Annotated in this window: 13 protein-coding genes; 6 read left to right on the top strand and 7 right to left on the bottom strand. The window is 73.9% G+C overall.

From position 1 onward, the window contains the following. The first annotated feature begins 14 nt into the window (after window positions 1-14). Window positions 15-314, top strand: coding sequence for a LysR family transcriptional regulator (locus GFD30_RS27620; protein ID WP_153026906.1), 300 nt, complete (start codon window positions 15-17; stop codon window positions 312-314). On the opposite strand, the gene GFD30_RS19570 is transcribed toward GFD30_RS27620, so the two are convergent. Further along, window positions 308-1,162 (bottom strand): serine hydrolase, encoded by an 855-nt coding sequence (locus GFD30_RS19570; protein WP_194202028.1) that lies wholly within the window; start codon window positions 1,160-1,162, stop codon window positions 308-310. The two genes, GFD30_RS27620 and GFD30_RS19570, sit on opposite strands and share 7 nt — an antisense overlap. Further along, window positions 1,159-1,707, bottom strand: a complete 549-nt coding sequence (locus GFD30_RS19565) for a hypothetical protein (RefSeq protein WP_153026865.1) — start codon at window positions 1,705-1,707, stop codon at window positions 1,159-1,161. The genes GFD30_RS19570 and GFD30_RS19565 overlap by 4 nt, the downstream gene beginning before the upstream one ends. Window positions 1,708-1,818: 111 nt before the next feature. Here GFD30_RS19565 and GFD30_RS19560 point away from each other — a divergent pair, with 111 nt between their 5' ends. Beyond that, the gene (locus GFD30_RS19560) at window positions 1,819-2,145 is read left to right on the top strand and encodes a hypothetical protein (RefSeq protein WP_227996685.1); all 327 of its coding nucleotides are present in this window, start codon (window positions 1,819-1,821) and stop codon (window positions 2,143-2,145) included. Here the strand turns inward: GFD30_RS19560 and GFD30_RS19555 are convergent. The 3 genes from GFD30_RS19555 to GFD30_RS19545 form a co-directional block, all read right to left on the bottom strand. Then, entirely contained in the window at window positions 2,135-4,585 is a 2,451-nt protein-coding gene (locus GFD30_RS19555) for a S8 family serine peptidase (protein ID WP_153026864.1), read from the bottom strand. The genes GFD30_RS19560 and GFD30_RS19555 overlap by 11 nt on opposite strands. Window positions 4,586-4,697: 112 nt before the next feature. Further along, window positions 4,698-5,924: an MFS transporter gene (locus GFD30_RS19550; protein ID WP_153026863.1), complete on the bottom strand. Its 1,227-nt coding sequence runs from the start codon at window positions 5,922-5,924 to the stop codon at window positions 4,698-4,700. After that, window positions 5,905-6,510 (bottom strand): mycothiol-dependent nitroreductase Rv2466c family protein, encoded by a 606-nt coding sequence (locus tag GFD30_RS19545; protein ID WP_194202027.1) that lies wholly within the window; start codon window positions 6,508-6,510, stop codon window positions 5,905-5,907. The genes GFD30_RS19550 and GFD30_RS19545 overlap by 20 nt, the downstream gene beginning before the upstream one ends. A gap of 40 nt (window positions 6,511-6,550) precedes the next feature. Between GFD30_RS19545 and GFD30_RS19540 the strand changes: the two genes are divergently transcribed. Then, window positions 6,551-7,072 carry a MarR family winged helix-turn-helix transcriptional regulator gene (locus GFD30_RS19540; protein ID WP_153026861.1) on the top strand — a complete coding sequence of 174 codons (522 nt, stop codon included), beginning with the start codon at window positions 6,551-6,553 and terminating at the stop codon, window positions 7,070-7,072. 211 nt (window positions 7,073-7,283) lie between these two features. Here GFD30_RS19540 and GFD30_RS19535 read toward each other — a convergent pair whose 3' ends face one another. After that, window positions 7,284-8,228 (bottom strand): helix-turn-helix transcriptional regulator, encoded by a 945-nt coding sequence (locus tag GFD30_RS19535; protein WP_153026860.1) that lies wholly within the window; start codon window positions 8,226-8,228, stop codon window positions 7,284-7,286. An 84-nt stretch (window positions 8,229-8,312) separates the two neighbouring features. Here GFD30_RS19535 and GFD30_RS19530 point away from each other — a divergent pair, with 84 nt between their 5' ends. From GFD30_RS19530 to GFD30_RS19520, 3 genes are read left to right on the top strand one after another with little or no spacing between them, the layout of a single operon-like run. Continuing rightward, window positions 8,313-8,723 carry a VOC family protein gene (locus GFD30_RS19530; protein ID WP_153026859.1) on the top strand — a complete coding sequence of 137 codons (411 nt, stop codon included), beginning with the start codon at window positions 8,313-8,315 and terminating at the stop codon, window positions 8,721-8,723. After that, window positions 8,720-9,301 carry a YdeI/OmpD-associated family protein gene (locus GFD30_RS28060; protein ID WP_322633430.1) on the top strand — a complete coding sequence of 194 codons (582 nt, stop codon included), beginning with the start codon at window positions 8,720-8,722 and terminating at the stop codon, window positions 9,299-9,301. Before GFD30_RS19530 ends, GFD30_RS28060 begins: the two co-directional genes overlap by 4 nt. Window positions 9,302-9,337: 36 nt before the next feature. Then, window positions 9,338-10,492: an aminotransferase class I/II-fold pyridoxal phosphate-dependent enzyme gene (locus tag GFD30_RS19520; protein ID WP_227996683.1), complete on the top strand. Its 1,155-nt coding sequence runs from the start codon at window positions 9,338-9,340 to the stop codon at window positions 10,490-10,492. A gap of 9 nt (window positions 10,493-10,501) precedes the next feature. On the opposite strand, the gene GFD30_RS19515 is transcribed toward GFD30_RS19520, so the two are convergent. Continuing rightward, window positions 10,502-11,851 (bottom strand): Hsp70 family protein, encoded by a 1,350-nt coding sequence (locus tag GFD30_RS19515; protein WP_153026857.1) that lies wholly within the window; start codon window positions 11,849-11,851, stop codon window positions 10,502-10,504. Window positions 11,852-11,944: the final 93 nt, after the last annotated feature.

The raw sequence follows: 11,944 nt of genomic DNA, 5'->3' as shown, positions 1-11,944 counted from the left end.
GCTCGGTGGACATCATGCGGCATCTGGAGTGCTTCCTGGCGGTAGGTGAAGAACGTCACTTCGGCAGGGCCGCCGAGCGGCTGGGGATGGAGCAGCCGCCGCTGAGCCAGCGGATCCGCCGGCTCGAGAAGGAGCTGGGCGCGGAGCTGTTCGACCGCAGCGGCGGGCAGGTCGCGCTGACAGCCGCCGGGCACGTCCTCATGCGGGAGGCGCCGGCGCTGCTGCGCCAGCACCAGCGGATGCGGTCCCTGGTCAAGCGGGCGGCCGAGACCGACCCGGCGGCCCCGCCGCGGCCGTGGACCTCGATCTACTGACTGATCGCGTCGGTGAGCGCGAGCGCGGCCCGGCTCATCGCGCGCTCGATCTCGCGGAAGTTGCGGCGGGTGGGCTGGGCGAACACGGCTATCGCGTGCCGGCGCCCGTCGGGCCACTCCCAGACGGCGACCTCGTTGAGCCAGCCGGGCAGGGACCCGGAGCGGCCGTGGACGACCACCTCGCTCGGGGCGAGGCGCGAGAGGCGGCCGCCGGTGAGCTGGCGGCGCATCCAGGTGCGCATGTCGGCGGCCACGTCCGCGGGCCCGTTCCAGACCTGCCGCAGGAACGCGGTGAGGTCCGCGGGCGTGGAGACGTTGGTGCGGTGCGGGTCCCAGGCGCTGGTGGCGCGCAGTTCGGCCGTGGAGACCGAGCCGCTGTCGAGGACGTGCGCGAGCGCTTCGAGGTCGGCGATGCCGAGGTCCTTGGCGACCTCCTCGAGGATGGTGCGCGGCGAGCCGATGAGCCGCGTGCGCTTGAGGCCCGCGCGCGCCGGGAGGCTCCGCAGGGACCCGAGCCCGATGTGGCGGGCGACGAGGTCGGCCGCGGAGTTGTCGGACACCTCCATCATCAGGGCCGCGAGGTCCCAGACGCTGATCTGGGCGTCGTGGAGGAACCCGGCGGTGCCGGTGCCGCCGAGCCGGTCGGCGGCGGTCACCCGGATCATGGCGGCGGGGTCGACGAGGCCCTCGGCGACCTGGCGCCGGAACTCCCAGGCGATGAAGAGCTTGACGACCGACACGAGGATGACCGGCTCGTCCTCGCGCACGCCGATGCCGCGGCCGTCGGCGAGGTCGCGGATGTGCGCGTGGGCGCGGGCCCCGAGCGGCGCGAAGAACCGGTCGATCACCGCTCGGTCCAGCCGGTGAGCCAGACGACCGCGTCGGCGATCTCGGGGACGGACCGGTCGTCGGTGGGGACGCGGTGGACCCAGTCGGGGGTGTTCGCGTCGAGGTGGCCGGCCATGAACGCGCTGCGTCGCAGGTGCGGTTCGAGGAGGCTGCCGGTCTCGCGCGCGCGCAGGCGCTCGCCCGCGGCGGCGTCGCCGGCGGTGAGGAGGACGCCGATCGGCGTCACGGAGCCGCCCATGGCCGCGGTGATCATGTCGGCTTCGAGGACGGCGACGGTGTTGCAGTAGACGAGGCGGGTCTGGCCGAGCTCGCGGTAGTTGCCCCACACGGCCGCGAGGTTGCGGGCGGTGATGGCGGTGCGGGAGGGGTCGCCGGGCGGCGCCGGGTGGACCTGGTCGAGGAAGTCGCCTTCGATGCACGCGTGGGCAACGCCGAGGTCCTGGAGGCGGCTGGAGACCTCCCAGGCGACGGTCGACTTGCCGACGCCGGAGCGGCCGCCGATGAGGAGGACTTCGCAGGCGGGTTCTGGTGCGGTTCCGGTCAACAGGCGTCCCTTCGTCGGCTGACACGGTACCCGGAGCGGATCGGGGCGCCAGCGCGTTCCCGGGCGCCTCGGCCGAGGGCGGGGGCGGCGGCCGGTTCTAGAATCGGGCTCATGGAGGACGAGGGCCCGCTGCTGCGCGAGGTGTACCCCGACCTCGTCGACGAGCTGGCGCGGCTGCTGGAGGACGAGGGCGAGCGGTACCTGTCGATCGCGGTGCGGGACTTGCGGATCGTGGCCGAGTGCGGGTGCGCGGACGACTTCTGCCAGAGCGTGCGGACCGCGCCGCACCCGCCCGGCGAGCCGTACGGGCCCGGGCACCGGAACGTGATGCTCGACCCCGACGAGGGCATGCTCGTCCTGGACGTGCTGAACGAGCGGATCGTCTACGTCGAGATCCTGTTCCGGCCCCCGATGGCCCGCCGGGACGTCAGCCGGTAGCCGGCTCCAGGTGCCACAGCGCCTCGCCGCCGCCGTCCTCGGGGGCGGCGTTCGCGACCGCCAGCGCGAAGTCCTGGCGGAGCCCGCCGGTGGGGGCGGCGCCGGGCGAGTGCTGGGTGACCGAGACGCCGCGGACGCGGAGCGTGTAGGCGCCGGCTTCGGGGGCGGCGACGGTGATCTGCTGGACGTTGTTGGTGACGCGGGTGACGGGGTTGTCGTCCCAGTTGAGGATCGCGCCTGACGGGGTCTCGAGTTGGAGGTACAGCTCGTTGACGAGGCCGCCGAGCCCTTCGAGGGCGGGCGCGTCGGTCCAGGCGAGGGTGGCTTTGAGCGGCTGCCCGGGGTCGGCGGCGCGGAGCCGGAAGGCGCGGATCTCGCCGGTGGCGACGGCGTGGGCGGGCGCGTCGGCGAAGCCGATGCGGTGCCGCGCGTCCGTGTCCGCGGTGCCGCCGACGGCGGCGGCGACGTCGACGCGGCCGAAGCCGGAGACGGGGTTGGGTCCGGCGGGGACCTCGCCGGGGTACTGGCCGCCGATGGGGACCGAGCCGTTGACCAGGAGCGCCTTGAGGAGCGCGCCGGAGGGGCGGCGGCCGTCTTCGAGGTGGCCGGCGGCGGCGAGGCGCTGGCGCACGAGTGCGGCGGCGCCGGCGACGAGCGGGGTGGCCATGCTGGTGCCGCCGCTCCAGCAGTAGCGGTCGCGCAGCGGGTGGTCGTCGGGCAGGCGGCCCCAGAGCGGTTCGCCGTCGCCGTCGTACACGGAGGACAGGAGCGAGAGGACGTTGGTGCCGGGGGCGACCACGTCGGGTTTGATGCGGAGGTCGTCGGTGGGGCCGCGGGAGGAGAACGCGGCCATGCCGTCGATGTTGTCGGAGACGTGGCCGGCGGCGGCGAGCTTGGGGTAGGCCGACCAGTCGCTCCAGTCGCGGTCGAGGCCGGGTTCGGGGTCGGAGCCGGCGGGGCGGTCGTTCTCGGTGGCGCCCACGGTGAGGCAGTTCTTGGCGGTGCCCGGGGAGCCCATGGAGTCGCGGTCGATCTGGCCGTCGGCGTCGGCGTCCTCGCCGTCGTTGCCGGCGGCGAAGAGGACGAGCATGTCGGGGTGGGTCCAGGTGAAGGCGTCGACGGCGCGGGCGTTCTGGCTGTACTCGCCGGCGAGGGGCGCGCCCCAGGAGTTGGTGTGGATGCGGGCGCCGGCGTCGTAGGCCTCGGCGAAGAGGGCGGCGATGTCGCCGGGGATGCCGTAGAGCCCGGACTCGGGCGGGGGCCAGGGGAACGTGAAGGGCTGGAGGCCGGCGGCGGCGAGTTCGGCGCGGGTCTTCCACCTGACGCGCTGGTTGACGGCCTGGAAGAAGACCTGGGCGCCGGGGGCGACGCCGGCGGGGACGGGTCCGGCGCCGGCGAGGCGGGCGGCTTCGCCGTTGCCGACGGCGGAGCCGGCGACGTGGGTGCCGTGGCCGGAGTCGATGTCGGCGGGGCCGTCGTCGTGGCCGGGCGGGTCGTTCGTGAAGGGCGCCAGGACGGTCCGGGTGGGCCAGGAGGTGATTCCGGCGATGCGGCCGCGCACGTCGGGGTGGGCGGTCTCGGGGTCGCCGTTGTCGAGGCCGGTGTCGGCGACGGCGACGATCTGGCCTTCGCCGGTGAGGGCGAGGCCGGAGAAGACGCGGTCGTCGGGGACGCCCATGACGGCGGTGGCGCGGTCGTTGCTGGTCTGGGAGAACGTGTAGGGGACGATCGCCTGCACGCCTTGGAGGCCGGCGAGGTCGGCGATGACGGTGCGGGGCAGGCTGGCGACGACCGAGGAGGGCAGGACGGTGAGGACGGTGCCGCCGGACCGGCGGATGCGGCGGACGAGTTCTCCGGTGTCCTCGCCGGGGAAGACGGCGACCTCGACCATCTGGAGGACGTCGTCGGCGAAGGCGCCGGGGTCGACGGCGGCGAGGTGGGCGGCGTCGAGTTCGCGGCGGGGCCGGTCGTGGAGTTTCGGGGAGACCTTCATGGCGGGCCGGTACGGGGTGACCTCTTCGACGCGCGGGAGGGCGCGGATCGCGTCCACGTGTTCGGGGAGCGCGCCGACGAGCAGGGTGAATCCGGAGAGGCTGCCGTGGATCTCGGCGCCGGCGTCGGCGAGCTCGGCGAGCCAGTCGGCGGTGGGCGGGCCGATGAGCTTGACGAGCCAGTAGGCGGTGCGGCCGGGTTCGGGTTCGAGGGTGACGCGTTCTTGGGCGCCGACCGCGGCGTCGAACGCGAAGACGGCGCCTGCGGTCTGGACGGGCTGCTCGGGGAGCGGGGCGGTCTCGACGCCGCGGTCGGCGAGGTCGCGGGCCTGTGCGGCGGTGGTGGAGACGAGGAGGGTGTCGGGGTATTCGGCGAGGACCTCGGCGCCGGTGTCGCGGACGGCGTCGCGGTCGTCGGCGGCGCGGAGGGTGACGAGCAGCTTGGGCATCGGAGCCTGCCTCCTAAGGGGATCGTCGGGCGGCGGAGTGCGGCCTCCACCTCAGGCTACGCGCGATGGGTGACGACTCGGGTGCGCAACGTATCCGCCGAACGGCTGAATGTCAGGCGGCCGCCAGGACCGGTTCGGGGCGCGCGGCGGCGGCGTGGGCGGGGAGGAACCGCTCGGTGCACAGGAGGATGAGTCCTCCGGCGAGGACGGCGGCGGCCAGGACCGCCCAGAGCTGCCATGTGCCGGCGTCGAGGAGGAGCCCGAGGACCATGGGGGCGACGGTGCGGCACAGGGACCAGGAGAGCTGGTAGACCGAGAGGTAGCGGCCCCGGATGTGGTCGCGGGCGGCGTGGACCGAGAGGCTCTGGGCGGGCGCGGAGTGGATCAGCTCCCCCGCGGTGTAGACGACGGCGATCGCCAGGACCGCCGCGGCGCCGCCGCCGAGCGCGGGCAGGAATGCGAAGGCGGCGAAGGAGAACGCGAAGACGGCGGTGCCGAGCGCGGCGCCGCGGGCGCGGCGGGCCCGGGCCATGGCGCGGGCGACGGGCACGCCGAAGACGGCGACCAGTGCGGTGTTGGCGGCGAAGACCGCGCCCGCGAGCGCGTCGGGGAGGCCGACGTCGCGGGTGAGGAACACCGGGAGGGCGATGGCCTGGGCGGTGTACCCGAAGCCGATGAGGAAGTTCGCGGCGGTGATGGCGAGGTAGGGCCGGTCGGCGAGGACTTCGCGGTAGCCGCCCGGGGCGTCCTCGGGTTTGGGCGCGGTGCGGCGGGCGACCGGGATGGAGGCGACGATGAGGGCCGCGGCGGCGCAGGCGGCGGCGAGGAGCGCGGCGGCCGCGAGGAAGCCGGCGGTGGCGTCGACGGCGAGCATCCCGGCGGCGGCGAGGCTGCCGAAGCCCATACCGCCGTTGCGGAGGCTGCGGTCCCAGGAGAGGAGGCGGTCGCGTTCGGCGCCGTCGGCCATGTCGCCGATGAGGGACTGCTGGCTCGGCGGCGCGGCCCACATGGCGACGGCGACGAGAAGGGCGACGGCGAGGAACGCGGCGTAGGAGTGGGCGAGCGGGTAGAGCGCGAAGCCGACGGCGCGCACGGCGAGCGCGCCGATGTAGACGCGTTTGCCGCCGAAGCGGTCGATGAGGGAGCCGACGGCGGGCATGGAGGCGAGCGCGCCGAGCCCGGCGAGGGTGAGGCCGGTGCCGATCGCGGTGAGGGACTGGCCGGTGAGGGCGTGGACGAACAGCATGGTGAGCGGTACATAGACGCCTTGTCCGAGGGCGTCGACGAAGCTGGCACCGATGAAGCGGCGCCGCGCGCCGTCAGGAGAAGTCGAGCGCATCGCGGCCTCGTTTGAGTTCGGCGAAGGCGCGCTGCCCGGCGAGGGTGCGCACGGCTTCGAAGAGGCGGACGGCGTCGTCCCCTGCCGGGATCGCGGAGAGGACGGGGCCGAAGAAGGCGGTGCCGTCGATCGCGACGACCGGGGTGCCGGCCGCTTCGCCGACGGCCGCCTGGCTCTCGGCGTGGGCGGCGCGCAGGAACGCGTCGTGGGCGTCGGTCGCGGCGGCGTCGGCGAGGTCTGCGGGGAGGCCGGTCTCGGCGAGGGCGGCGGCGATGACGGCGGGGTAGTCCTTGTCGCGCCCGGGGTGGATGCGGGTGCCGAGGGCGGTGTAGAGGCCGCGCAGGACCTCCGGGCCGAACCGGCGCACGGCGGCGGCGCAGACGCGGGCGGGGCCCCAGGCGCGGTCGTTGAACTCGCGGTACCAGGGTTCGAGATCGCGGCCTTCGTTGAGGACGGCGAGGCTCATGAGCTTGAAGCGCAGGTCGATCGGAGTCTGCCGCTCGACTTCGATGAGCCAGCGGGAGGAGATCCAGGCGAAGGGGCAGGCGGGGTCGACGTAGCAGTCCACGGGCAATTTATCTTCCATGGAAGACATAATATCTTACTTGGAAGCTAGAATGCAAGCCATGGGGAACGACAACACCACTCGGAACGGCCGAGCCATTCGGAACGACGGTGTCGCCGACATGGTCGGCCAGTGGCGGCGCGAGCGCCCCGATCTGGACGCCTCGCCGATGCTCGTGGTGGGCCGGCTGTTCCGGCTCGTCGACGAGTTCGACCGGCGGCTGCGCCCGCCGTTCGCCGAGGCCGGGCTCGGCAACGGCGACTTCGACGTCCTCGCGGCGCTGCGGCGCTCGGGCGAGCCGTACGCGCTCTCGGCGGGCGAGCTGAGCCGCACGGTCCTCGTCACGACCGGCGCGATCACCAAGCGCGTCGACCGGCTCGAGGCCAAGGGGCTCGTCGCCCGGTCGGTCGCCGACGACGACGCCCGCGGGCGGCAGATCGCCTTGACGCCCAAGGGGATCGAGCTGACCGACCGGCTCATCGCCGAGCACCTCGAGAACCAGCGGCGGCTCCTGGATGGCCTCACCGAGCGGGAGCGGGCCACCCTCGCGATGCTCCTCGGGAAGCTCGCCGCGGACGGATAGCGGTGCGATCGCCGCCGGCGGTGAGGCCCGCGGACGGCGGCAGACCGGCGCCCCCGGGGAACGAACGGCTGCGGCGGCGGCCCGCAGGCCCGTTCTGCGGATCCGGCCGACGCCATCTGCTCACCCGCTCCGAAGAGCGCCGGCGTCGCATCAAAGCGATCGTCGCAGCCGCCGGGAGTGAGCCGGTCCGGCCGGACTCACAGGACGGGCACTAGGCGCTCAGCAGCCGCTCAGCGAGGGCCCGCAGCTCCGCTCGCAGTGCTTTCGGTTCGTCCACAGTGAACGGAAGATCGAGACCGGCGGTGTACCGGGCGAGATCGCGCAGGGAGTCGCTTCCGGTCTCCCACAGGCATTCGCGTCCGTCCAGGGGCTCGAGCAGGCCGCTGTCGGGCGGCAGCCGCTCGGCGGCCTCCTCCAGCGGCACCTGGAAGCGGATGCGGGCGCGGTGGCGCCACGCCGACTGCCCGACGCCTCTGAGGACGTGCGCGACCGCCTCCTCCGGCGGCTCCTTCGGCGCGAACCGCGGGCCGTTCGGGGTCCGCGGCCGGACCCGGTCGGCGCGGAACGTCCGCCAGTCCGACCGGTCGGCGTCCCAGGCCAGCAGGTACCAGCGACGTCCGGTGTAGACGAGCCGGTGGGGTTCGGCCCGGCGGCGCGTCCACTCCCCCGCGCGGTCGAGGTAGTCGAACCGGAGCTGCTCGCTCCGGTGCACGGCCTCGGCGATCGCGGTCAGGACCGCCGCGTCCACGGCCGGGCCGGCCGCCGGGGCCGACACGGTCGCCGAGCGCAGCACGTCGATCCGGCGCCGCAGCCGCGAAGGCATCGTCTGCTCCAGCTTGGCGAGGGCCCGCAGCGAGGTCTCCTCGATCCCCGACACCGAACCGGAGGCAGCCGCGCGCAGGCCGAGGGCGACCGCCACGGCCTCGTCGTCGTCCAGGAGCAGGGGCGGCATGGCGTTCCCGGCTTCGAGCCGGTAGCCGCCGGCGCTGCCGGTGGTGGAGGCGACCCGGTACCCGAGCTGCCGCAGCCGGTCGACGTCGGCGCGCACGGTCCGGGTGCTCACTTCCAGGCGCTCGGCCAGCGCCGCACCGGTCCAGTCGCGGCGGGCCTGGAGGAGGGCCAGGAGGCGCAGCAGCCGCGCCGAGGTCTCCAGCATTCTCCGATTCTCCCACGCATTGCGGAAGCGAATCTTCCGCAATGGCCCATAGCGTGGGGTGCAGCGACAAAGAAGGAGAGAGCCATGTTGCGAGGATTCGCCACCGTCACCTATTTCGCCGACGACCTGGACGCCGCCAAGGCGTGGTACGCCGAGCTGCTCGGCATCGAGGCGTACTTCGAGGTCGCCGGCGGGTACGCCGAGTTCCGCGTGGGCGACTACGGGCACGAGCTGGGCCTGGTCAAGGGGAGCTGGGCGCCGCACGACATGAGCGCGGCCCCGGGCGGGCAGATCGCCTACTGGCACGTCGACGACCTCGACGCCGCCATCGAGCGCCTGACCGCCCTGGGCGCCGAGGAGCACGAGCCGAAGACCGTGCGCGGCGACGGGTTCGTGACGGCGTCCTTCGTGGACCCGTTCGGGAACGTCCTCGGCGTCATGTTCAACCAGCACTACCTGGACGTGCTCGCCGGCGCCGCGGAGGCGCGGGCGTGAGCGCCCTCGAGTTCGCCGACCTCGCGGCCTGGGAGGCCTGGCTCGAGGAGCACCATGCGAGCGCGCCCGAGGCGTGGCTGCGGATCGGCAAGCGGCGCTCGCCGCTCGCGCTCATCGGGATCGAGGACGCGCTCGACGCGGCGCTGTGCTTCGGCTGGATCGACGGGCAGCGCAAGGCCCTCGACGGCGACTCGTTCCTCCAGCGGTACTCGCCGCGCCGGGCGAAGAGCCCCTGGTCGCAGGTGAACCGGGCCAAGGCCGAAGCGCTCACCGCCGCCGGGCGGATGCGCCCGGCGGGGGCGGCGCGGATCGCGGAGGCGAAGGCCGACGGCCGCTGGGAGGCCGCGTACGAGCCGCAGCGCACCGCCGCGGTCCCGCCGGAGCTCACCGCCGCACTCGCGGCTGACCCGGCGGCCGGGGCCGCCTTCGCGGCCCTGCCCAGGAGCGAGCGGTACGCGCTCATGCTGCCGCTGCTGCAGGCGCGCACCGCCGCGTCGCGGGAGCGCATCGCAGCCCGCATCGCCGCCGGGCTCGCCGGCGGCGATGCGGGGAGGGCGCGTTCGGCCCGGAACGGGTGAGCCGCGATGATGGCCGGGTTCGCAGAGGAGGAACCCATGGACCGATCGGGCCCGGCCGCACCGCAGACCACCATCTTCACCGTCATGTCCGCGCTCGCGCAGCGGCACGGGGCCGTGAACCTCGGGCAGGGCTTCCCTGACGAGTCGGGCCCCGACTACGTCATCGAGGCCGCCGCCGCCGCGATGCGCGAGGGCCGCAACCAGTACCCGCCGCTCGCCGGCGTCCCCGAGCTGCGCGAGGCGATCGCGGCCCACCAGCGCCACTGGTACGGGCTCGATCCTGCCGTGGAGGACGAGATCGTGGTGACCGCCGGCGCGACGGAGGCGATCGCGGCCGCGATGCTCGCGTTCGTGCGGCCCGGCGACGAGGTCGTGGCGATGGAGCCGTTCTACGACTCGTACAAGGCGTCGGTGGAGCTGGCGGGCGGGACGATCGTGCCGTGGCGGCTCGAGGCCCCCGGGTTCCGGCCGGACCTCGAGCGCCTGGGCGGCCTCGTCACCGACCGCACCCGGATGCTGCTCGTGAACTCCCCGCACAACCCGACCGGGACGGTCCTCGACCGCGCCGAACTCGAGGCGATCGCGCGGGTCGCGGCCGAGCGGGACCTGGTCGTCGTCACCGACGAGGTGTACGAGCACCTGGTGTTCGAGGGCGAGCACCTGCCGCTGGCCGCGCTGCCGGGCATGTGGGAGCGGACGGTGAGCATCGGCTCGGCCGGGAAGACGTTCTCGGTGACCGGCTGGAAGATCGGCTGGGCCACCGGCCCGGCCGCGCTCATCGACCGCGTCAAGGGCGTCAAGCAGTACCTGTCGTTCGCCTCGGGGACCCCGTTCCAGTACGGGATCGCCGCCGCGCTCGCGTCCGGGCCGGAGTACTACGAGGACTACCTCGCCGGGTACGCCGAGCGGCGCGGACTGCTCGCGGCGGGCCTGGCCGAGCTCGGATTCGCCGTGTACGAGCCGCAGGGCACATACTTCATCACCACCAGCGCCGCCCCGCTCGGATACGGGGACGGCATGGCGTTCTGCCTCGACCTGCCCGAGCGGTGCGGGGTCGTGGCGATCCCGAACCAGGTGTTCTACGCGGACCCCTCGGCGCCCCGGCCGGAGGTCCGCTTCACGTTCTGCAAGCCCCGGGCCGTCCTGGAGGAGGGCCTGGAGCGGCTGCGGAAGGGCCTGCGCTCGGGCTGAGGCCGCGGCCTAGCTGATGATGACCATCAAGAGCACGAAGAACACCACGAGCAGGACGATGACGGCCGCACCGGTGACGAGGACGGCCGGCTCCTGCGTCAGCGGCCGCTTCGCGGTCTGCTGCTGGTAGCTCGGCTGCGCGGCCGGGGACGGCTGGTAGTTCGTCTGCGGCGGCAGCATCTGCGGGGCCTGGACCGGCGGCGCCTGCACGGGCGGGCGCGGCGCCGACATGTGCCCCGCGGGCGAGACGGGCCCGCCCGAGGTCGGGCGGGTCATCGGCTGGTCGGCCGGCGCCGGCCCGGAGGCGGCGCGGACCGCGCCTTCGACGACGACGGTCTCGGGCTGCTCGAACGTCTGCGGCGGCACACCCAGTTTGGAGTGGATGAGCTGCGAGATCATCGGGATGCGCGAGGAGCCGCCGACGAGGAAGATCCCGACGAGGTCAGCCGGGTTCATGCGGGCCGAGCTGATGGCCCGCTGGAGGCAGTCCACGGTCCGCTCGAGCGGCGGCCGGGCGATGTCCTCGAACTCGGCGCGCGTCAGGTGCGCGTCGACCTCGAGCGCGGGCAGGTGGATGTCGGCGCTGGCGGTGCGCGAAAGGGTCTCCTTGGCGCCGCGCACGTCCTCGTAGAGCATCCGGCGGTAGCGGCGGTCGCGGTCGTCGGAGGGGGTGAGGAGCCGCTGCCATTCGGCGGGGTGGGAGGCGCCGTAGGTCTTGCCGAGGTGCTCGACGATGCCGTGGTCAAAGTCGAGGCCGCCGATGTCGCCGATGCCCTCCTCGGCGAGGACCTCGAAGCCGGTCTGGGTGCGGCGCACGACCGTGGCGTCGAAGGTGCCGCCGCCGAGGTCGTAGATCGCCAGGGAGCGCCCGGGCGGGACGGCGGTGCCGAGCACCGACGTGAAGTAGGAGGCCGCGGCGACCGGCTCGGGGATGAGCTGCGGGGCGGGCAGCCCCGCGAGGCGCGCGGAGTCGACCAGGATCGAGCGGCGGCGCTCGCCCCAGCGGGCGGGGTGGGTCAGGCGGACCTGCCCGGGCATCTGGCCGGCCTGGCGCTGGGCCTCGAGGGCCACCTGTTGGAGCACGTACGCGAACACCTGGGGCACCGGGATCTCGGAGGTGCCGAGGAACAGCGAGCCGTCGTCGATGCGGCGCTTCGGGTTCGGCTCGAACCTCGCGGGGTCCATGCGGGCGTTGCGCTCGGCGTCGCGGCCGACGAGCATGCGGCCGTCGGAGTTGTAGTAGACCGCCGAGGGCAGGATCGGAGCGCCGTCGAACAGCAGCGGGCGTACGCGTCCGTCGGCCGAACGCAGCACGGCGACGGTGTTCGAGGTTCCGAAGTCGATTCCAAGCACGTGCATGTGAGAACTCCTTGTCTGATGCACACCATACTGGGCCCGTCCACGCCTGATGCGACCCGATCGGCGTTCACGCGTCGCTCACGCACCGTTCGC

The sequence above is a fragment of the Glycomyces albidus genome (assembly GCF_009451885.1).
GTDB lineage: Bacteria > Actinomycetota > Actinomycetes > Mycobacteriales > Micromonosporaceae > Glycomyces > Glycomyces albidus.
Note: the sequence above shows the minus strand (reverse complement) of the source record. Positions and strands in the feature narration are given on the sequence as shown.

Coding starts and splice junctions, on each gene's coding strand:
- GFD30_RS19530 (WP_153026859.1), top strand. CDS start 8,313: ATGTTGCGAGGATTCGCCACCGTCACCTATTTCGCCGACGACCTGGAC.
- GFD30_RS19535 (WP_153026860.1), bottom strand. CDS start 8,228: ATGCTGGAGACCTCGGCGCGGCTGCTGCGCCTCCTGGCCCTCCTCCAG.
- GFD30_RS19545 (WP_194202027.1), bottom strand. CDS start 6,510: ATGGAAGATAAATTGCCCGTGGACTGCTACGTCGACCCCGCCTGCCCC.
- GFD30_RS27620 (WP_153026906.1), top strand. CDS start 15: ATGCGGCATCTGGAGTGCTTCCTGGCGGTAGGTGAAGAACGTCACTTC.
- GFD30_RS19555 (WP_153026864.1), bottom strand. CDS start 4,585: ATGCCCAAGCTGCTCGTCACCCTCCGCGCCGCCGACGACCGCGACGCC.
- GFD30_RS19520 (WP_227996683.1), top strand. CDS start 9,338: ATGGACCGATCGGGCCCGGCCGCACCGCAGACCACCATCTTCACCGTC.
- GFD30_RS19515 (WP_153026857.1), bottom strand. CDS start 11,851: ATGCACGTGCTTGGAATCGACTTCGGAACCTCGAACACCGTCGCCGTG.
- GFD30_RS19550 (WP_153026863.1), bottom strand. CDS start 5,924: ATGCGCTCGACTTCTCCTGACGGCGCGCGGCGCCGCTTCATCGGTGCC.
- GFD30_RS19540 (WP_153026861.1), top strand. CDS start 6,551: ATGGGGAACGACAACACCACTCGGAACGGCCGAGCCATTCGGAACGAC.
- GFD30_RS19560 (WP_227996685.1), top strand. CDS start 1,819: ATGGAGGACGAGGGCCCGCTGCTGCGCGAGGTGTACCCCGACCTCGTC.